The 17,880-nt window shown below is 72.4% G+C and carries 15 protein-coding genes; 9 read left to right on the top strand and 6 right to left on the bottom strand.

What is annotated here, in order from left to right:
* Positions 1-58: 58 nt before the first annotated feature.
* From JKV81_RS10095 to JKV81_RS10075, 5 genes are all read right to left on the bottom strand, one after another.
* Positions 59-991 carry a dihydrodipicolinate synthase family protein gene (locus JKV81_RS10095; protein WP_129266211.1) on the bottom strand — a complete coding sequence of 311 codons (933 nt, stop codon included), beginning with the start codon at positions 989-991 and terminating at the stop codon, positions 59-61.
* The gene (locus JKV81_RS10090) at positions 988-1,995 is read right to left on the bottom strand and encodes an oligopeptide/dipeptide ABC transporter ATP-binding protein (protein WP_202075441.1); all 1,008 of its coding nucleotides are present in this window, start codon (positions 1,993-1,995) and stop codon (positions 988-990) included. Before JKV81_RS10090 ends, JKV81_RS10095 begins: the two co-directional genes overlap by 4 nt.
* Positions 1,992-3,965 carry a dipeptide/oligopeptide/nickel ABC transporter permease/ATP-binding protein gene (locus JKV81_RS10085; RefSeq protein WP_202075440.1) on the bottom strand — a complete coding sequence of 658 codons (1,974 nt, stop codon included), beginning with the start codon at positions 3,963-3,965 and terminating at the stop codon, positions 1,992-1,994. Before JKV81_RS10085 ends, JKV81_RS10090 begins: the two co-directional genes overlap by 4 nt.
* Before the next feature lies 1 nt (position 3,966).
* A complete protein-coding gene (locus JKV81_RS10080; protein WP_129266208.1) occupies positions 3,967-4,917 on the bottom strand; it encodes an ABC transporter permease in 951 nt (316 codons plus the stop codon).
* Positions 4,918-4,988: 71 nt separating this feature from the next.
* Positions 4,989-6,584 carry an ABC transporter substrate-binding protein gene (locus JKV81_RS10075; RefSeq protein ID WP_202075439.1) on the bottom strand — a complete coding sequence of 532 codons (1,596 nt, stop codon included), beginning with the start codon at positions 6,582-6,584 and terminating at the stop codon, positions 4,989-4,991.
* Between the two features lie 169 nt (positions 6,585-6,753).
* Here JKV81_RS10075 and JKV81_RS10070 point away from each other — a divergent pair, with 169 nt between their 5' ends.
* From JKV81_RS10070 to JKV81_RS10050, 5 genes are all read left to right on the top strand, one after another.
* Positions 6,754-7,485 carry a FadR/GntR family transcriptional regulator gene (locus JKV81_RS10070; protein ID WP_129266206.1) on the top strand — a complete coding sequence of 244 codons (732 nt, stop codon included), beginning with the start codon at positions 6,754-6,756 and terminating at the stop codon, positions 7,483-7,485.
* A gap of 159 nt (positions 7,486-7,644) precedes the next feature.
* The gene (locus JKV81_RS10065; RefSeq protein WP_129266205.1) at positions 7,645-8,649 is read left to right on the top strand and encodes an acetylxylan esterase; all 1,005 of its coding nucleotides are present in this window, start codon (positions 7,645-7,647) and stop codon (positions 8,647-8,649) included.
* Between the two features lie 15 nt (positions 8,650-8,664).
* Entirely contained in the window at positions 8,665-9,957 is a 1,293-nt protein-coding gene (locus tag JKV81_RS10060; protein ID WP_202075438.1) for a GDSL-type esterase/lipase family protein, read from the top strand.
* Positions 9,958-10,028: 71 nt separating this feature from the next.
* Positions 10,029-11,477, top strand: coding sequence for a sialidase family protein (locus JKV81_RS10055; RefSeq protein ID WP_202075437.1), 1,449 nt, complete (start codon positions 10,029-10,031; stop codon positions 11,475-11,477).
* 160 nt (positions 11,478-11,637) lie between these two features.
* Positions 11,638-12,831: an FAD-dependent monooxygenase gene (locus JKV81_RS10050; protein ID WP_307820513.1), complete on the top strand. Its 1,194-nt coding sequence runs from the start codon at positions 11,638-11,640 to the stop codon at positions 12,829-12,831.
* A gap of 25 nt (positions 12,832-12,856) precedes the next feature.
* Here the strand turns inward: JKV81_RS10050 and JKV81_RS10045 are convergent, their stop codons facing one another.
* A complete protein-coding gene (locus JKV81_RS10045; protein ID WP_129266201.1) occupies positions 12,857-13,564 on the bottom strand; it encodes a FadR/GntR family transcriptional regulator in 708 nt (235 codons plus the stop codon).
* 162 nt (positions 13,565-13,726) lie between these two features.
* Between JKV81_RS10045 and JKV81_RS10040 the strand changes: the two genes are divergently transcribed.
* From JKV81_RS10040 to JKV81_RS10025, 4 genes are read left to right on the top strand one after another with little or no spacing between them, the layout of a single operon-like run.
* Positions 13,727-14,686, top strand: a complete 960-nt coding sequence (locus tag JKV81_RS10040) for a dihydrodipicolinate synthase family protein (protein ID WP_129266200.1) — start codon at positions 13,727-13,729, stop codon at positions 14,684-14,686.
* On the top strand, positions 14,683-15,627 hold the full coding sequence (locus tag JKV81_RS10035) for an ROK family protein (protein ID WP_202075436.1): 945 nt from the start codon (positions 14,683-14,685) through the stop codon (positions 15,625-15,627). The genes JKV81_RS10040 and JKV81_RS10035 overlap by 4 nt, the downstream gene beginning before the upstream one ends.
* Entirely contained in the window at positions 15,624-16,304 is a 681-nt protein-coding gene (locus JKV81_RS10030; protein WP_202075435.1) for an N-acetylmannosamine-6-phosphate 2-epimerase, read from the top strand. The genes JKV81_RS10035 and JKV81_RS10030 overlap by 4 nt, the downstream gene beginning before the upstream one ends.
* 53 nt (positions 16,305-16,357) lie before the next feature.
* Positions 16,358-17,830: a sialate:H+ symport family MFS transporter gene (locus JKV81_RS10025; RefSeq protein ID WP_202075434.1), complete on the top strand. Its 1,473-nt coding sequence runs from the start codon at positions 16,358-16,360 to the stop codon at positions 17,828-17,830.
* Positions 17,831-17,880: the final 50 nt, after the last annotated feature.

The following is a 17,880-nucleotide window of genomic DNA, read 5'->3' as shown; positions in this document are numbered from 1 at the left end:
CCGCCCGGCAGCGACTGCGCTGCCGGGCGGCCCCTTCCGTCTGTTCCGGGCCGGTGCGTCAGGCGCGGGAGAGGCCCGCCCGGTCCAGGTACGCCGCGATCGCGGCCGTCTCGCCCTCGTCCAGGCGGCGCATCGGCGGGCTCATCACGTTGGTCGCGATGACACCGCGCAGCATCAGGGCCGTCTTGAAGGCGCCCAGGCCGGCCGCCGTCGCCGAGGCGGTGCCGGGTGCGGCGGCCGTGACGATGTCGAACAGGCCGACGAGCCGGTCCTGTTCGGCCCTGGCGGCGGCCCAGTCACCGCGCACGGCGGCCTCGTGCAGGCGTACGTAGCCGTGCGGGTCCACATTGCCCAGGCCGGGTACGGAGCCGTCGGCGCCGCTCAGCATCATCGCGTCGACGACCAGCTCATGGCCCGTCAGGACCGAGAAGCCGGGGAGCTCCCGTGCCGCGATGGCCAGCCGGCGGAACGAACCGTCGTCCCCGCTGGAGTCCTTCACACCGGCCAGCACCCCGTCCGCGGCGAGCGGTAGCAGCAGCTCCGGGTCCAGCTTGCTGTGGACGCAGACCGGCACGTCGTAGGCGAGCAGCGGGACGTCCACGGCCGCGGCGATGTCGCGGAAGTGGCGGTCGATCTCGGTGGCGTGGGTGCGCGTGTAGAAGGGGGCGGTGGCCACGACCGCGTCGGCGCCGAGGCCGGCCGCTGCGCGGGCCCGCTCGATGGCCCGGTTGGTGGTGGTCTCGATGGCGCCGACGAGGACCGGCACCTGTCCCGCGGAGGCCGAGGTGATCACCTTGATGACCTCGTCCTGCTGTGCGGGCGTCAGATAGGCGGTCTCGCCGGAGCTGCCGAGGGCGAAGAGTCCGCTGACACCCCCGTCGAGCAGGTGGCCGACGACCCGCTCCAGGGACGCCCTGTCCAGCTCGCCGTCCGCGGTGAGCGGCGTGACGACGGGAGGGATCACTCCGGAGTAGGTGGTGGTGGCGGTCATGCGGTGCTCCTTGCGGGCGGTACGGGCGTCCGGTCCCCGGCGGGGGACGCGGAGGTCTGGGGGTGGACGCAGTGCCAGCGGTGTTCGCCGGGACCGAAGGTCTCGGCCGGGAAGACCGAGGAGCACTCGGCGTCCGCCTTCCAACAGCGGGTGCTGAACGGGCAGCCGGGCGGCGGGTTGGTCGCGGAGGGCACCGGGCCGGTGAGCACGATGCGGTCCGTCGTCTCCAGCAGGCTGGGCGTCGCGGAGAGCAGCGCCTCGGTGTACGGGTGCCTGGGGGCACCGGCCACGTCTGCGGCCCGGCCCTCCTCGACGATGCGGCCGAGGTAGAGGACGGCGATGCGGTCGGCGAGGTAGCGCACGGTCTGGATGTCGTGCGAGATGAACACCATGCCGAGGCCCAGGCGGTCGCGCAGGTCGACGAGGAGGTTCAGCACCTGGGCGCGTACGGAGACGTCGAGCGCGGAGGTCGGTTCGTCCGCGACGATCAGCTCCGGCTCCAGGGCCAGGGCCCGGGCGATGGCGACGCGCTGGCGCTGGCCGCCGGAGAGCTGGCCGGGCAGCGCGGCGAGGGTGTGGCCGGGGAGTCCGACCAGGTCGAGCAGCTCCTCGACGCGGGCCTCACGGGCCTCGCGGGTGCCGCGCCGGTGCACGTCCAGCGGGTCGCGCAGGATCTGGCGGACCGTGAGGCGCGGGTTGAGCGCGGTGGAGGGGTCCTGGAAGACGACGCCGACGGCCGAGCCGAAGTCGTTGCGCCGCTCGGCGCCCGTCATCTCCCACAGGTCGCGCCCGTGGAAGAGGACCTCGCCCTCGGTGGGCTTCTGGAGCCCGGTCAGCACGCGGGCCATGGTGGACTTTCCGCAGCCGGACTCGCCGACCAGGCCCACGATCTCGCCGCGCTTGACCTCCAGGGTGGCGTCGGTGAGCGCGTGCACGGCGTCGCGGCTGAAGAGGCCTCCGCTGCGTGCCTTGTGGCGTACGTGAACGCCGTCGAGCCTGATCACAGGGCGCTCCCTTCCAGCTTCTTCGCGGCGGCCTCGGCCGGGTGGTGGCAGGCGAAGCCGTGGTCCTTCGTGGTGCCGCGCCCGCTGAGTACGGGGGTGGTGGTGCGGCAGAGTTCGGTCGCCGCGCCGCAGCGCCCGGCGAAGCGGCATCCCTCGCCGAAGCCCTGCGGCGCGGGGACGACGCCGCGGATCTGGTGGAGCCGTCGGGCGCCCGCCTCCAGGGAGACGACGGAGCCGAGGAGGCCGCGGCTGTAGTGGTGGGCGGGGTCGGTCAGGACGGAGCGGGTGTCGCCGACCTCGGCGAGCCGGCCGGCGTACATGACGGCGACCCGGTGCGAGAGGTCGCCGACCAGGGCGAGGTCGTGCGAGACCAGCACCATGGCGAAGCCGAGCTCGTCGCGCAGCCGGATGAGGAGTTCGACGACCTGGGCCTGGACGGTGACGTCCAGGGCGGTGGTCGGCTCGTCCGCGATCAGCAGGCGGGGACTGCGGGAGAGGGCCATGGCGATGAGGACGCGCTGGCGCTGGCCGCCGGAGAGCTCGTGCGGATAGCTGCGCAGGGTGCGCTCCGGCGAGAGGCCGACGAGTTCGAGGAGTTCGGCCGGGGTCTTCGTACCGCCGCGCGAGGTCAGCTGCTTCAGCTGGGTGCCGACGAGCACGGAGGGGTTGAGGGAGGAGAGCGCGTCCTGGTAGACCATCGCGATCTCCGGGCCCATCAGGGCGCGGCGCTCCTTGGGCGGGAGCTTCAGCAGGTCCCGGCCGCGGTAGAGGATCTCGCCGCTGACCTCGGCGTTGCGGGCGAGGAGGCCCATGACGGCGAGGCTGGTGATGGACTTCCCGCAGCCGGACTCGCCGACCAGGCCGAGGGTCTCGCCCTCGTGGACGGTGAAGTTCAGCTTGTCGACGACGGGGATGTCGCCGTAGCGGTCCGGGAAGCGGATGGCGAGGTCGCGTACGACGAGGAGTTCGTCGGCGTCCTCGCGTACCGGGGTGATGGTGGGCTCGGTGGACTCGATGTGCCGTGCGAGCTTGCCGAGGGCCGCGTCGATGTCGACGGTGGAGGCGGCCTCGACCGGGTCCGTTGCCGTGGTGGCGGCGGGCCCGGCGTGGGCGCGGGCGCTCTTCGGTGCCGCGGAGGCGTCGGTGAGGCCCTCGGAGAGGATGTTGAGCGCGAGGACGGTGATCAGGAGGGCCAGGCCGGGGAAGAAGGTGGCCCACCAGCCGCCGGCCAGGAGGATCTGCCGTCCGTAGGCGAGGACGCTGCCCCAGCTGGGGTCGGGGTCCTGCACGCCCGCTCCGATGAAGGAGAGGCTGGCCTCGAAGATGATGGCCTCGGCGACCATGACGGTCGCGAACACCATGACCGGGGCCATGCAGTTGACGGCGACGTGGCGGAGCACGATGTAGCCGCGCCGGGCGCCGATGACCTTCTCGGCGGCGACGTAGTCCTCTCCGTACTGGGCGAGGACGTTGGCGCGTACGACGCGGGCGAGCGAGGGGGTGTAGACGAAGGCGATGGTGAAGATGATCACCGGGATGCTGGTGCCGAAGACGGCGACCAGGACGGCCGCGAGGGCGATCGGCGGGAACGACATGACGACGTCGAGGGTGCGCATGACCGACTCGTCGCCGAGCTTGCGCGAGGTCGCGGCGAGCGATCCGAGGAGGGCTCCGGCGACCAGGGCGACGGCGGTCGCGCCGAGGCCGATCACCAGCGAGTAGCGCGATCCGTGCACGACGCGGGCGAAGACGTCGCGTCCCGCGCGGTCGGTGCCGAACCAGTGGTCGCCGCCGGGTGCCTGTACGGGGGTGCCCGTGGTCAGCGGGTCCTGGGTGAGCAGGGGGGCGAGTACGGCGCCGAGGACGACGACGATCAGGACGCCGAGGGCGACGCGTGAGGTGACCGGGAGGGCGCGGAAGGCGACGCCGGGTCGGGAGAGCTTCTTGGCCAGACGGCCCGTGGCGAACATGTCACACCGTCCTGATGCGCGGGTTGACCAGCAGGTAGAGCAGGTCGACGATGACGTTGACCACCAGGAAGGCGATGGCGATGGTCAGTACGGTGCCCTGGACCAGGGCTACGTCGCCGCCGGTGACACCTTCGAGGATGAGCTTGCCCATGCCCGGCAGGTCGAAGATCGCCTCGATGACGACGGCTCCGCTGAGCAGGTAGCCGACCTTGACGCCGAGCACGGTGAGCGGGGTGACGAGCGCGTTGCGCAGCACCGAGCGGATCACCAGGAGGACCGGGAGGCCGTTGCCCTGGGCGGTGCGGACGTAGTCGCGGTCGAGTTCGGCGACCATCGAGGTGCGGACGAGGCGGGCGAGCGACGCGGCGACGGGCACGGCGAGCGAGACGGCCGGCAGGGCCATGGTGGTGAGCCAGCCGCCGAACGAGTCGGCCGGGTTGGTGTATCCGCCGGTCGGGAAGATCCGGGTGTTCAGCGCGAACTGCTGGATGAGCAGGACACCGAGCCAGAACGAGGGGATGGCGACCCCGGCCATGGACAGGATCCGGAAGAGCTGGTCGGGCCAGCGGTCCCGGTACATGGCGCCGAGCACTCCGCCGACGACGGCGAGGACGATCGCGAGGGCCAGCCCGAGGAAGGTGAGCTGGAGGGTGAGCGGGAAGGCCGCGGTGATCCGGTCGATCACGGGCTGGCTCGGCGGGACGGTCATCCCGAGGTCGAAGTGGAGGAGCTGGCCGAGGAAGTCGAAGTACCGCACGGGCAGCGGGTCGTTGAGCCCGTTGGCCTCGGCGAAGGCCTCGCGGGCCTCGGGGGTGGCGCTCTCACCGAGCGCATTGAAGGCCGGGTCGGCCGGCGAGAACTGCAGCACCACGAAGACCAGCAGCGCGATGCCGAGGATCATCACCGGCATCATCGCGACGCGTCGCAGCGCGAGCCGGAGAAAAGCAACCATCGTCGGGTTCCTTGCGATTGGGCGGACGGCGGGTCCGGGCCGCCGGGGAGGGCGGCCCGGACCGGTGGGCGTCAGGCGCGGCCGACGTCCACGAAGGACAGGCCCGTGGTGGGCAGCGGCTTGAAGCCGGGCAGGGCCTTCTCGCTCCACGCGGTGGGCAGCTTGCGGTGGAGGATCGGGTAGAGCGCGGCCTCGTCGGCGACGACGTCGGTGATCTGGCCCCACAGCTGCTTGCGGGCGGCCTCGTCGGCGGCCTGGGCGGCCTTGTCGAGGAGCTGCTTGACCTTCTTGTACTCGGCGGTCTTCGCCCAGCCGTAGCGCTTCTCCGGCCAGAAGCCGTAGTAGAACCAGCGCAGCAGGAGGTCGGCGTCGTTGCCGAAGACCGAGGGGTCGCCGGGGGCGACGAGGACCTCGAAGTCGCCGCTGTCGACCTTGGCGTACTGGGCCGGGGACTGGGCGATGTTGAGGGTGGCCTCGATACCGGCCGCGGCCCAGCTCTCCTTGAGGAGCGGGGCGATGTCCTTGACCCAGCCGGTGTCGGTGGTCAGGACGGTGAACTTGAGCTTGCCCACGCCCGCGTCGGCCAGCAGCTTCTTCGCCTTGGCCACGTCGTGGGTGTAGACGGTGGCGGCCTTGTGGTAATCGGGGTGCGTCGAGGGGACGTACCCGGTCGCGGCCGCGGCGTTGCCGACCATGGCGGTGGAGATGATCTTCTCGGTGTCCAGCGCGTAGTGCAGGGCCTGGCGGACCCGCTTGTCGGCGAACCGCTTGTCGGCGGTGTTGAACATCAGGAAGAGGAGGCCGAAGGACTGCACGGACTCGGTCCTCGTCGTCGCGGAGAGCCGCTTGACGTCGATGTACGGGACGTCCTCGATGGCCTGGACGCGGCCGGACTCCATGGCGCTGACGCGGGCCGACTGGTCCGACATCAGGCGCCAGATCATCTTCTTGGCCTTGGCCGGGTGGGAGCCGTTGTACGCGTCGAACTTCTCGAAGACGATCTTGTCCTCGCGGGTGGCCTCGACGAACTTGTACGGACCCGAGCCGACGGGCTTGGCGTCGAATCCCTTCACGTCCGCCTCGACGATCTTCTTGGGCACGATCCGGGCGACGGCGATGCGCGAGGGGAAGAGCGCGAAGGCGTACTTGAGCTTGAACTCGACCGTCTTGGTGTCGACGGCGGTGATCGTGTCGATGAAGGGCACGAACTGTGCCATCAGCGACGCGTTCTTCTCGTCCAGGATGCGTTCGAAGCTGAAGACGACGTCCTCGGCGGTGACCGGGGAGCCGTCGTGGAAGGTCGCGCCGTCGCGCAGGGTGGCGCGGTAGGTGGTGGCATTGATCTTCTTGGGCATCTCCGTGGCGAGCGCGGGACGCGCCACGAGGGTGGCCGGGTCGAGATCGACCAGGCCCTCGAAGATGTGCATGTTGGCGGCGTACGGCGTGGCACCCGACGTGATCATCGGGTCGAATCCGGTCGACAGGGGGTACGACAGACCGGCTTCGATGGTGCCGTTCCCGTCGCTCTTGCCCGCCGCGCCGTCGGCGGTCGAGGAGGGCCCGCCGCACGCCGAAAGGCCTGCCGTGATGGCGGCGGCCGCCCCGATGGCGCTGGTGTAACGCAGGAAGGTGCGGCGCTCGACGCCGGCTGGCCTCAGCTCGGGCACGGGTCCTCCAAGGGACGTTGAGGATGAGGAATGGGTGGAGAACAGCTGTTTCGGCGGTTCTCAGCACTGCGCTGAACCACCGAGCATCAGACGTCAGATGTCTGATGCCTTGATAGCGTGGGAACGTAGCTTGACAATCGAGAGGGGTCAAGAGGTGGGGAGTTCACATATGTCCGGCACGCGACCCGGTCGCACCCTGTTGAGGCAGGAAGTCGTCGAGGGCATCAAGCGCTACATCCTCGACGAGCGGCTGCGCCCCGGGGACCCGCTTCCCACGGAGCCGGCCCTGTGCGAGGCGCTCGGCGCGAGCCGGTCCAGCGTCCGGGAGGCCGTCAAGATCCTGGACGCCCTCGACATCGTCGAGGTGCGCCACGGCCACGGGACGTACGTCGGCCGGCTGAGCCTGTCCGCGCTGGTGGAGAGCCTCACCTTCCGCGGCCTGCTCTCCCCCGACGACGACTTCCAGGTGATGGCCGACCTCGTCGACGTACGCGAACTCCTCGAGCGCGGCATGGCCGACCGGATCATCTCCTCGCTCAGCGCCGAGCAGCTCGACTCGCTGGACGCCCTGGTCGCCACCATGCGCACCACCGGTGCGGGCGACGGCCACGGCTTCGTCGCGGCGGACCGGACCTTCCACGCGCTGCTCGTGGCCCCGCTCGGCAACGCCCTGATCGGCCAGCTCTCGATGGCCTTCTGGGACGTCTACACGATCGTCGCGCCGCACCTCGACGGCTTCACGCACGCCGACGAGACCGCGACGATCGCCGCCCACCAGAACATCGTGGACGCGGCCCGGGCGGGCGACGTCACCGCGTTCCTGAAGGCCCTCGGCGAGCACTACGCGCCGGTCAGGCGCCGGATCGCCGAGGCCAGGTCGCGCGGGGACGACCAGCTCTGACCGGGGGCGGCCGCTCCTGAGCCCCCGCCCTCCGGGGCGGGGGCCCGGCCACGGCCGCGCTCTTGACGCCCGGCCACAAGTCTCCCTAGGGTCCGGATGCCAGCAGGACATCTGACGTCTTCTGTCCTGTCGCTTCCCGTCCCCCAGGAGGGCACAGCCATGCCGTCGGCCGATCTCCCGCTCGCGGAATGCCTCACCTACCGCCCCGAGCTCCCGCTGCCCGACGGCTTCGACACCTTCTGGGCGGACACCCTGGGCGAGGCGCCTCTCGACGGCGTCCCGGACAAGCCCCGCTACAAGCGGATCGACTCCGGGCTGGCCCAGGTGCATACGTACGACGTGAGCGTCCCGGGGTACGGGGGGCGCCCGGTGCGCGGCTGGCTGCACATGCCGGCCGGAGCCACCGAACCGCTGGGCTGCGTCGTGGAGTTCCTCGGTTACGGGCGTGGCCGGGGGCTCCCGCACGAGCAGCTGATGTGGGCGTGCGCCGGATACGCACACCTGATCATGGACACCCGGGGCCAGGGCTGGTCGGCGGCGGGCGGGGTCACGGCCGACACCGACGCCGGGGCCGCCGGGGCGGTGCCGGGCTTCGTGACCCGGGGTGTCGAGAGCCCCGAAACCCACTACTACCGGCGGGTGTTCACCGACGCGGTCCGCTGCGTGGAGGCGATGCGCGAGCACCCGGAGGTTGACCCCGCGCGCATCGTGGTGACCGGGTTCAGCCAGGGCGGCGGCATCGCGCTGGCCGTGTCCGGGCTCGTGCCGGGGCTGGCGGGGGTGATGCCGGACGTGCCGTTCCTGTGCAACATCCCCCGGGCGGCACGGATCGCCGGGGTGCCGCCGTACACCGAGATCGCCGCCTACCTGCAGCTCTACCGCGACCGCACCGAGTCGGTGTTCCGCACCCTGGCGTACTTCGACGGGGCGCACCACGCCACCCGGGCGACCGCTCCCGCGCTGTTCTCCATCGCGATGATGGACGAGATCTGCCCGCCCTCCACCTGCTTCACGGCCTACCACCGTTACGCGGGCCCCAAGGACGTACGCGTCTACGAGTTCAACGGGCACGAGGGCGGCGCCGAGCACCACCGGGCGGAACAACTGGCCTGGGTGCGCTCCCTGTTCGCCGGCCTGCCGTCGGGGCAGGCCGACCGCTCCTGACCGGAGGAAAGCTCCGTGCGCAGACGCTCCGCACTCCTCGCCGCCGGCGCGGCGGCCCTGGCCGGCCCGCTGGCCGGCCGTGCCTCCGCCGCTTCGGCCGGCCCGCTGGTGGACCACACCACGGCCGTGGATCTCGACGGCACCTCAGGTGTCGATCTGTCGTCCCGGGTGGGGGCCCTGGCCCCGCTCACCACGGGAACGGTCCTCGTCACCTTCCGCACCACCAGCCACAACGAGGCGATGACGCTGATCAGCGCCTCCGACCCGGCCGTCCCCTCCTCCAACCTCACCCTGAACCTCAGTGGCGGAGCCCTGCAGTTCTCCGTACGGCAGCGGGGTGCCGTCCTCGTCAATGTCATGACCCGGACACGCTATGACGACGGGCGCCGGCACACCGTCGCCGTCACCGTCGACTCCACCGGCACCCGCCTCCACGCGGGCGGCCAGGTGGTGTTCGAGACGAAGGCCCGTCCCTTCTTCGGCAGCGTCTCCGGACTGACGGCGCTGACGCTCGGCGCGAACCGCGACAGCGACCACCCGTCCGGCGAGTGGTTCCTCACCGGCACCGTCGAGCGGGCGGCGGTCTGGGACCGGGTGCTCGACGCGGGCGAGCTGGTCGCGCAGTGTCCGCGCCCCGAGGTGGCCGACCACGGCCGGATCTCCACGATCCTCAACAGCGACACCCCCGCCACCTGGCTGTTCACCGGCGACAGCATCACCCACGGCGCCCTGCACACCCACGGCTGGCGCAGCTACCCCGAGCACTGGACCGAACGCGTCCGCTGGGAGCTGGGCAAGCCCAAGAACCGGGACTTCGTGATCGATTCGGGGGTGAGCGGCGCCACGAGCGCCGAGCTCACCGCCTCCTTCGCCGAGCGGGTCACCGCCTTCTCGCCGAAGGTCGTCTCGATCATGATCGGGACCAACGACATCGCGACCGCGGGGCTCGGCCTGGAGAAGTACCGGGCCAACCTCGTCTCGCTGGTCGGCTCGGTGCGCGCGCTGCCCGGGTCACCGGTGCCGGTCCTCCAGTCACCGAACCCGGTCGACCCGGCCACCTGGCCCGGCCGGGTGGCCCTCCCGGACTACGCCCGGGTCATGGGCGAGGTGGCCGCGCAGCAGAACGTGGTCTTCGTCGACCACTACGACGACTGGCTGACCGGCAACGGCGGCCAGGTCCCCCTCTCCCTGCTCAGCGACGGACTCCACCCCAACGAGCGGGGGCACCACCGGATCGCCCTGAAGATGATCAGGGATCTGCAGATCTTCGACAGCGGCAGCCGGGTGTGCACCCTTTCCGTCCCCTGACGCGCCGGCCTCACGCCGTGCGCCCCGCTCCATCTCCGCAGCTCTCCCCCTCACGAGAAGAGAGACCGTTCATGCAGCGCAGAGTCACCCTCGCCCTGCTGTCCGCCGCCGTCATGGTGGCCACAGCGGCCGGCACCGCCCAGGGCGCCCCCACCGTCGCGGCGGCCGCCGGTGAACTGACCTCGCAGGACATCGCCACCGCGGGCGTCGGATCCCCGTACTACCGCATCCCCGCGCTGACCACCTCCGTCAAGGGCACCCTGCTCGCCGCCTACGACGCCCGTCCCACGCTCGGGGACCTGCCCGGCAACCTCGGCGTCGTGCTGCGCCGCAGCACCGACGGCGGCGCCACCTGGCAGACCCAGCAGGTCGTCCGCAAGGAGGCCGCCCCCAAGGGCTTCGGCGACCCGAGCCTGCTCACGGACACCACCACCGGCCGCATCTTCGTCTTCTACGCGGCCTCCGTGAACCAGGGCTTCTTCGGCTCGGCCACCGGCAACGACGAGAGCGACCCGGACGTCCTCCAGGCCGACTACAGCTACTCCGACGACGACGGGCTGACCTGGACCCACCGCCGGATCACCGGCCAGATCAAGAACCCGGCCTGGGCCGGGATGTTCGCCGCCTCCGGCCAGGGCATCCAGCTGCGCAACGGCACGTACAAGGGGCGGCTGATCCAGCAGTACGCGATCCGCAACAACGGGGCCAACTACGCGGTCAGCGCCTACAGCGACGACCACGGGGCGACCTGGAAGACGGGCACCCCGGTCGGGCCGGGCGGTGACGAGAACAAGACGGTCGAGCTGAACGACGGCCGCATCATGCTCAACAACCGTTCCGCGCCCTACCGTACGATCGCCTACTCCACGGACGGCGGCGTCACCTACACACCGTTCACCCAGGACACCAATCTGCCCGACCCGGCGAACAACGGCTCGGTCATCCGCTACGCCCCGGACGCCGCCGCCTCCGACCCGCAGTCCTCGTGGCTGCTGTTCAGCAACACCGAGAGCACGTCCTCGCGGAGCAACCTCACCGTGAAGATGTCCTGCGACAACGGGAAGACCTGGCCGATCCGGAAGGTCGTCAACGCCGGGAGCGCCGCGTACTCGACGCTGACGCGGCTGCCCGACGGCCGGCTCGGGCTGCTGTACGAGCGCGGGGGCGTCGACGCCATCACGTACTCCTCCTTCGACCTGAAGTGGCTCGGCGGCACCTGTGCGGACATCACCATCACCCCGCCGGCCACGCTGAAGGCGGGGACCACCACCGAGGTCACGGTCCGGGTCGTCAACCGGATGGACGTGACCCGCAGCGCGGGGACGCTGGACCTGACGGTGCCGGGCGGCTGGACGACGAAGCAGGTGGCGTTCCCGGCGACGAGGCCGGGTGAGGGCGCCAACATCAAGGTCCCGGTGACGATCCCGGCGGGTGCCTCCGGGGACGTCAAGCTCACCGCGACCTACAGGGCCGACGGCAAGCAGGCCTCGGGCAGCCGGACGGTGACCGTCACACCGTAACCGTACGTCGCCGGGGGTGGGCCCCTGCCCGTCCCCGTGACGGTCAGGGGCTCACGCCGTCGCGTCACCACCGCCCGCCAGGCCGCCGGGCTGCCAGGATGGTGGTGGCAGCATCCGGCGGGGAACCCCGGGCGACTGGACGGGCGGTGGCGGTGTGGCGGTGACGCGCTTACGTATGGGTGTGGTCGGGGGCAGCATCGCGGGCTGCGCGATGGCGGTGGCGGGCGCCCGGGCGGGCGCCGAGGTCACCGTGTACGAGCGCAGTGCCGGTGAGCTGCGCGGCAGGGGCCTGGGGATCGTGCTCCCGCCGTCCCTGCACGGGGAGTTGACCGCCGTCGGCTATCTGGACGCGGCGATGCCGACGGTTCCGGTGGCCACGCGGGTGTGGGTGACCCGGGCGGCGGGGAGCCGGTCGGCCCGCGAGTTCGCCCGGCAGTCCGGCCCGGTCACCGCCTGCAACTGGGGCCTGCTGTGGCAGGCGTTGCGGCGGAGTGCGGGCTCCTCGCCCGCGGTGCGGTACCACCGGGGGCACCCGGTCGTGTCCGTCGGACGGGCGGAGGGAGGGCGCGCCGTCGTCCGTACGGAGGGCGGCGCCGAGGAGTACGACGTCGTCGTGGGCGCGGACGGGCACCGGTCGCTCACCCGGGGCCTCCTCGCCCCGGACCTGCGCCCCTCCCCCGCCGGGTACGCGGTGTGGCGGGGCACCCTGCCGATGAGCGCGCTCACCGGTCACCGGCGGCCGCTGGAACTGCTGCGGGAGTCCTGGGTCACCCTCGGGTTCCGGGGCGGGCACGGCATCTTCTATCTGATCCCGCGCGGGGACACCGAGGGGGACGGGGAGCGGGACCACCTGCTCGCGTACGCGGTCTACGCGCGGCCGTGCGGCCCCGGCGCCCCCGACGTGGCGTACGTACGGCGGATCGCCGAGCAGCACTTCCCCGCGGAGTGGGCCGAGATCGTGGCCCGGGGCGAGCACACCGCGATGACCTGCCACCCCGTCACCGACCTGCACGCGCCGGTCGCGGCGGACCCGCCGTTCCTGCTGGCGGGGGACGCGGCCGGGGTGACCCGCCCGCACACCGCGAGCGGGGCGGTGAAGGCGCTCCAGGACGCGCTCTGCCTGGAGCGGTCGCTGCGGGCGTCCGCGTCACCCGCCGAGGCGCTCGGGCGGTACGCGCGCGAGCGCACCCCGGAGGGGGCGCGGCTGGTGGAGCTGGGCCGCCGGATCGGCCGGGCGCAGGTCGAACGCACCCCGGACTGGGACGCGTTGGACCAGGCCGGGGTGGAGGAGTGGTGCCGGGCCACGCTGGCGGGGACGACCAGCTATCTGTACGGGGACGAGGGCGGCGGCTGAGCGGCCGGCCGGCCGGGCCCGGAGGTCAGGCGCCCGCCCCGGCCCGCTGCGGTTCCAGGCGGTGGCGGATGCCGTCGAAGTGGGTGCGCATCGCGCGTACCGCACGGGCGCCGTCGGCCGCCGCGACCGCCTCGACGATCTCGTGGTGCTGGGCGCAGGTGACGGCGGGGTCCTGGTGGCCGTCGTCGACGTCCTCGCGCACCCGGTCCATGGCCGCCCAGAACGCGTCCAGCACCTCGCTGAGCAGGTGGTTGTCGAGGGAGGCGTAGAGCGCGAGGTGGAAGGCGCGGTCGGTGGCGCGGGCCACCCGGCCGCCCTGCGCGGCCTCGGTCTCCATGGTCCCGACGAGGGCCCGCAGCACGGCCAGGTCCTCCGCGGGCACCCCGGCGGTGACGGCGCCGACCAGTCCTGTCTCCAGCGCCTCGCGCACCTTCATCAGCTCCAGCAGGCCCGGCTCCCCCTGCCCGTGCCGGACGGCGGCCCGGAAGGCCAGCCCCTCGGCGAAGGGGGACAGGGAGAGGGAGCCGACGAAGGTCCCGAAGCCCCGGCGGATCTCGACGACGTTCATGGCCTGGAGTGCTTTGAGCGCCTCGCGCACCGAGACGCGTCCGGCCGCGAACAGCTCCATCAGCTCGGCCTCCGTGGGCAGCGGATCGCCCGGTCCGAGCCTGCGTTCGAGGATCAGTTCCTTGATCCTTCGTTCGATGTCCTGAGCCATGGTGGGGCGGGCCACAACGGTCCTCCTGCGGTGTCGCCGGCCTCCGGTACCTCTTGACCGGCCGCCGGTGCATCTGTTTAAGGTGAGTCCAGACATAGGACATCTTACGTCTCATGTCTCGGGCTCGTCTCCCCTCCGGGCGGCGGGCGCGTTCCGAACGAGCTGGAGCCCCACACCATGTCCTTGACCGCACCGCTGCACGGCGTCGTACCGCCGGTCTGCACCCCGCTCGACGGCCTCGGGGAGGTCGACACCGCCTCCCTGACCCGGCTCGTCGGCCACCTCGTCGACGGCGGCGTGCACGGACTCTTCGCCCTCGGTTCCACCAGCGAGGTCGCCTACCTGACCGACGACCAGCGCGCCACCGCGCTGAGGACCGTCGTCACCGCCGCCGCGGGCCGGGTCCCGGTCCTCGCCGGGGTCATCGACACGACGACCGCCCGGGTCGTGCAGCACGCCCGGACCGCGGCGGAGCTCGGCGCGGACGCCCTCGTGGCGACCGCGCCCTTCTACACCCGTACGCACCCGAAGGAGATCGCCGCGCACTTCCGCGCGCTGCGCGCCGCCGTCGATCTGCCGCTCTTCGCCTACGACATCCCGGTCGCCGTGCACTCCAAGCTCTCCGCCGCCCTGGTGCGCGAGCTCGCCGAGGACGGCACCCTCGCCGGCCTCAAGGACAGCAGCGGCGACGAGGGCGGGCTGCGCCGGCTGATCGTGGAGCTCGGCGGGCGCGAGGGCCGCGCCGACGGCCCGGTGCCGCACTTCAGCGTGCTGACCGGTTCCGAACTCACCGTGGACGCGGCGCTGCTGGCCGGGGCCGACGGTGTCGTGCCCGGCATCGGCAACGTGGACCCGGCCGGTTACGTCCGGCTGTACGACGCCGCGCGCGCCGGCGACTGGGACCTCGCCGCCCGGGAGCAGGAGCGTCTCGTCGAGCTCTTCGCCATGGTCGACGTCGGCCCCGAGCAGGACATGGGCCGCAGCTCCTCTGCGCTGGGCTCCTTCAAGCACGCGCTGCGGCTGCTCGGCGTCATCGACGACGGCGCCACCGTCTTCCCGCAGATCCAGCTGTCCGACGAGTCCGTCGCGCTGATCGGTGAGCGGCTGCGCGCCGCCGGTCTGCCGCCGGTCCGATGAGCGGGCAGGCGACCGGGGCCGTGGTGATCGGCCTCGACCTCGGCGGCACGAAGATCGCGGCCGCGCTCTTCGCCGCCGACGGCACGGTGCTGGCCCGGCACACCCGGCCCACCCCGGCCCGTGACGGCGCCGGGGCGGTGCTCGACGCGCTCGCCGCGGCGGCGGCCGAGGTGGACCCGGGCGGCCTGGCCACGGCGCTCGGCATCGCGGCCGCCGGGGTCGTCGACCCCCGCAGCGGCATGGTCACCAGCGCCACCGACTCCATCAGCGGCTGGGCCGGCACCGCGCTCGGCGCCGGACTCGCGGACCGTACGGGTCTCCCGGTGGCCTGCGACAACGACGTACGGGCCACGGCGGGGCCGGAGCTGGCCGCGCTGCCGGCCGGCCAGGGTTCGCTGCTGTTCGCGGCCGTCGGCACGGGCGTGGGCGGCGCGCTCGCCGTCGACGGCCGGATGCTGCACGGCGCATCCGGGATCGCGGGCCACCTCGGCCACCTGCCCAGCGCGGAGGCGGCCGGACTGCCCTGCACCTGCGGGGCCACCGGGCACCTGGAGGTCATCGCCTCCGGGCCCGGCATCACCGCCCACCACGGACGGCTCACCGGCACCCCGGTGGACCGGCTCGAAACGGTGGTCGCCCGCGCCGCCGAGGGCGAGGAGGCCGCCGTACACGCCATCACCACCGGGGCGGCGGCGGCCGGACGGGTCCTCGGCGGCCTCGCCAACGCGCTCGGCCCCGACCGGGTCGTCGTCGGCGGCGGGGTCCCGCGGATCGGCGCGCTGTACGGCGACGCCCTGGCCGCCGCCTTCACCGCCGAGCTGATGCCACCGCTGCGCGGGCTCCTCCCCGAGCCCCCGCTCTTCGGCCACGACGCCGCCGTACTGGGCGCCGCGGCCCTGACCAGCACTCTTCCCCTCCATCACCCGGGAGCTCTCCGATGACCGCACAGGACTTGGCCGACACCCTGAAGGGCCGGCTGATCGTCTCCTGCCAGGCGCCTCCCGGCGACCCGATGCGCGAGACCGCCACCCTCGTACGCCTCGCCCTCTCGGCCGTGGCCGGCGGCGGTTCCGCGATCCGCGCCAACGAGCCGGAGGTCGTCGCCGCGATCACCGGGGCGGTGGACCTCCCGGTCATCGGCCTGTGGAAGGACGGCGACACCGGGGTCTACATCACCCCGACCGTCCGGCACGCCCTGGCGATCGTCGAGGCCGGCGCGGCCGTCGTCGCCGCCGACGCCACCGACCGGCCGCGCCCCGACGGCTCCACGTTCGCCGAGCTGGTCACCGCCGTGCACGCGGCGGGCGCCCTCGTCATGGCGGACGTCTCCACGCTCGCCGAGGGGATCGCCGCCGCCGAGCTGGGGGCGGACTTCGTCTCGACCACCCTGTCCGGATATGTGCCGGGGACCCCGAAGCAGACGGGCCCCGACCTCGGCCTTGTGACATCTCTCTCGGCCGCGATCTCTGTACCGGTGGTCGCCGAAGGCCGTATCAATACCCCCGAGGAGGCTGCCGAGGCTCTCGCCCGCGGCGCCCACAGCGTCGTGGTCGGCACGGCCATCACCGCACCCACCGCCCTGACCGCCCGCTTCGTCGCCGGCCTCGCCCGGCCCTGAGCAGCCCTCACCCAGCGGGACGGCGCCCCGCCGACGCGACGCCGTCCCGCACCATGGAGCGCACCGTGCAGAAAACACCCCCCACGCTCCCCTGGTACCGCGAGGTGAGCGGTACGCAGTGGAAGTCCTTCTTCGCCGCCTGGATCGGTTACGTCCTCGACGGGTTCGACTTCGTCCTGATCACGCTCGTCCTCACCGAGATCAGTGACGACTTCGGGCTGAGCACGGTGCAGGCCGCCAGCCTGGTCTCCGGTGCCTTCATCACCCGGTGGCTGGGCGGCGCGGTCCTGGGCGCCATCGGCGACCGGTACGGCCGCAAGCTCTCCATGGTGCTGAGCATCCTGCTCTACTCGCTGGGCACCTTCGCCTGCGGGTTCGCCTGGAACTACCACAGCCTCTTCGCGGCCCGGCTCGCCATCGGCATGGGCATGGCCGGTGAGTACGGCGCCAGCGCCACGTACGTCATGGAGAGCTGGCCCGCCCGGCTGCGCAGCCGGGCCAGCGGCTTCCTGATCTCCGGCTTCTCCGTCGGTTCGGTCCTCGCCGCGCAGGTCTACGACTGGGTGGTCCCCTCGCTGGGCTGGCGCTGGATGTTCTACCTGGGCCTGATCCCGATCGCGGTGGCGCTGTGGATGCGCCGGGCCCTGCCGGAGGCCGAGGAGTGGACGGCGGACGTCGCGGACCAGGGCGCGAAGCCGAACCCCTTCAGGCCGCTGTTCCGGACGTCGCGGCTGGCCGTGACGAACACCGTCCTGATCGTGGCCGCCACGCTCGCCCTCTTCCTGGTGTTCACCCCGGGCGGCGAGGGCCTGGTGCCGGTGCTGTCGGTGGTCGCGGGCCTCGCCCTGGTGGCGCTCGCCGTGCAGCTGGGTGGTAAGCGCGGCTGGCTGCTGTACGTCTCGATGATCGTGACGCTGTTCTTCGCGTTCCTGTACTCCTGGCCCATCCAGGCGCTGCTGCCCACCTATCTGAAGACCGACCTGGGCTACACGACGGGCCAGGTGACCGACGTCCTGTACTTCGCGGGCTTCGGCACCATGGTGGGCTGCTGGGGTGCGGGCTTCCTCGGCGACCGGATCGGTGCGAAGAAGGCGTACGCGCTGACGCTGCTGGCCTCGCTGGCCTTCGTCTACCCGGTGTTCGCGGTGAAGGACAACCTGCTGCTGCTCGGCTGTCTGCTGTTCCTGCTGCAGGCCACCAGCTTCGGCATCTCCGGGCTGCTCCCGCGGTACATCGGCGGCCATTTCCCGACGGCGAGCCGCGGGGCCGCGCTCGGCTTCACGTACAACGTGGGCGCGCTCGGCGGGGCGGTGGCCCCGGTGCTCGGGGCGCATCTGGCGTCCGGGATGGATCTGGGGCAGGCCCTGGCGGTGCTGACCTTCGCGGGCACGGTGATCGTGGTGCTGCTGGTCGGCTTCGACGTACCGGCCAGGCTGAACCGGCTGACGGACCCGGACGCGCGGGCGGACCACCTGGCCGTGCCGGAGGGCCGGGCCGGTGAGCAGATGGCGGACCGCGTCGGATAGCACGTCCGCCCGCACGCGAAGGCGCCCGCCCGGGATCCCGGGCGGGCGCC

It is taken from the genome of Streptomyces silvae, from assembly GCF_016745505.1.
In the GTDB taxonomy this organism is placed as follows: Bacteria; Actinomycetota; Actinomycetes; order Streptomycetales; family Streptomycetaceae; genus Streptomyces; species Streptomyces silvae.
Note: the sequence above shows the minus strand (reverse complement) of the source record. Positions and strands in the feature narration are given on the sequence as shown.

Excerpts from the sequence above, each read along its gene's own strand:
- JKV81_RS10095 (WP_129266211.1), bottom strand. The coding sequence starts at position 991 with ATGACCGCCACCACCACCTACTCCGGAGTGATCCCTCCCGTCGTCACG.
- JKV81_RS10085 (WP_202075440.1), bottom strand. The coding sequence starts at position 3,965 with ATGTTCGCCACGGGCCGTCTGGCCAAGAAGCTCTCCCGACCCGGCGTC.
- JKV81_RS10080 (WP_129266208.1), bottom strand. The coding sequence starts at position 4,917 with ATGGTTGCTTTTCTCCGGCTCGCGCTGCGACGCGTCGCGATGATGCCG.
- JKV81_RS10070 (WP_129266206.1), top strand. The coding sequence starts at position 6,754 with ATGTCCGGCACGCGACCCGGTCGCACCCTGTTGAGGCAGGAAGTCGTC.
- JKV81_RS10065 (WP_129266205.1), top strand. The coding sequence starts at position 7,645 with ATGCCGTCGGCCGATCTCCCGCTCGCGGAATGCCTCACCTACCGCCCC.
- JKV81_RS10055 (WP_202075437.1), top strand. The coding sequence starts at position 10,029 with ATGCAGCGCAGAGTCACCCTCGCCCTGCTGTCCGCCGCCGTCATGGTG.
- JKV81_RS10040 (WP_129266200.1), top strand. The coding sequence starts at position 13,727 with ATGTCCTTGACCGCACCGCTGCACGGCGTCGTACCGCCGGTCTGCACC.
- JKV81_RS10035 (WP_202075436.1), top strand. The coding sequence starts at position 14,683 with ATGAGCGGGCAGGCGACCGGGGCCGTGGTGATCGGCCTCGACCTCGGC.
- JKV81_RS10030 (WP_202075435.1), top strand. The coding sequence starts at position 15,624 with ATGACCGCACAGGACTTGGCCGACACCCTGAAGGGCCGGCTGATCGTC.
- JKV81_RS10025 (WP_202075434.1), top strand. The coding sequence starts at position 16,358 with ATGGAGCGCACCGTGCAGAAAACACCCCCCACGCTCCCCTGGTACCGC.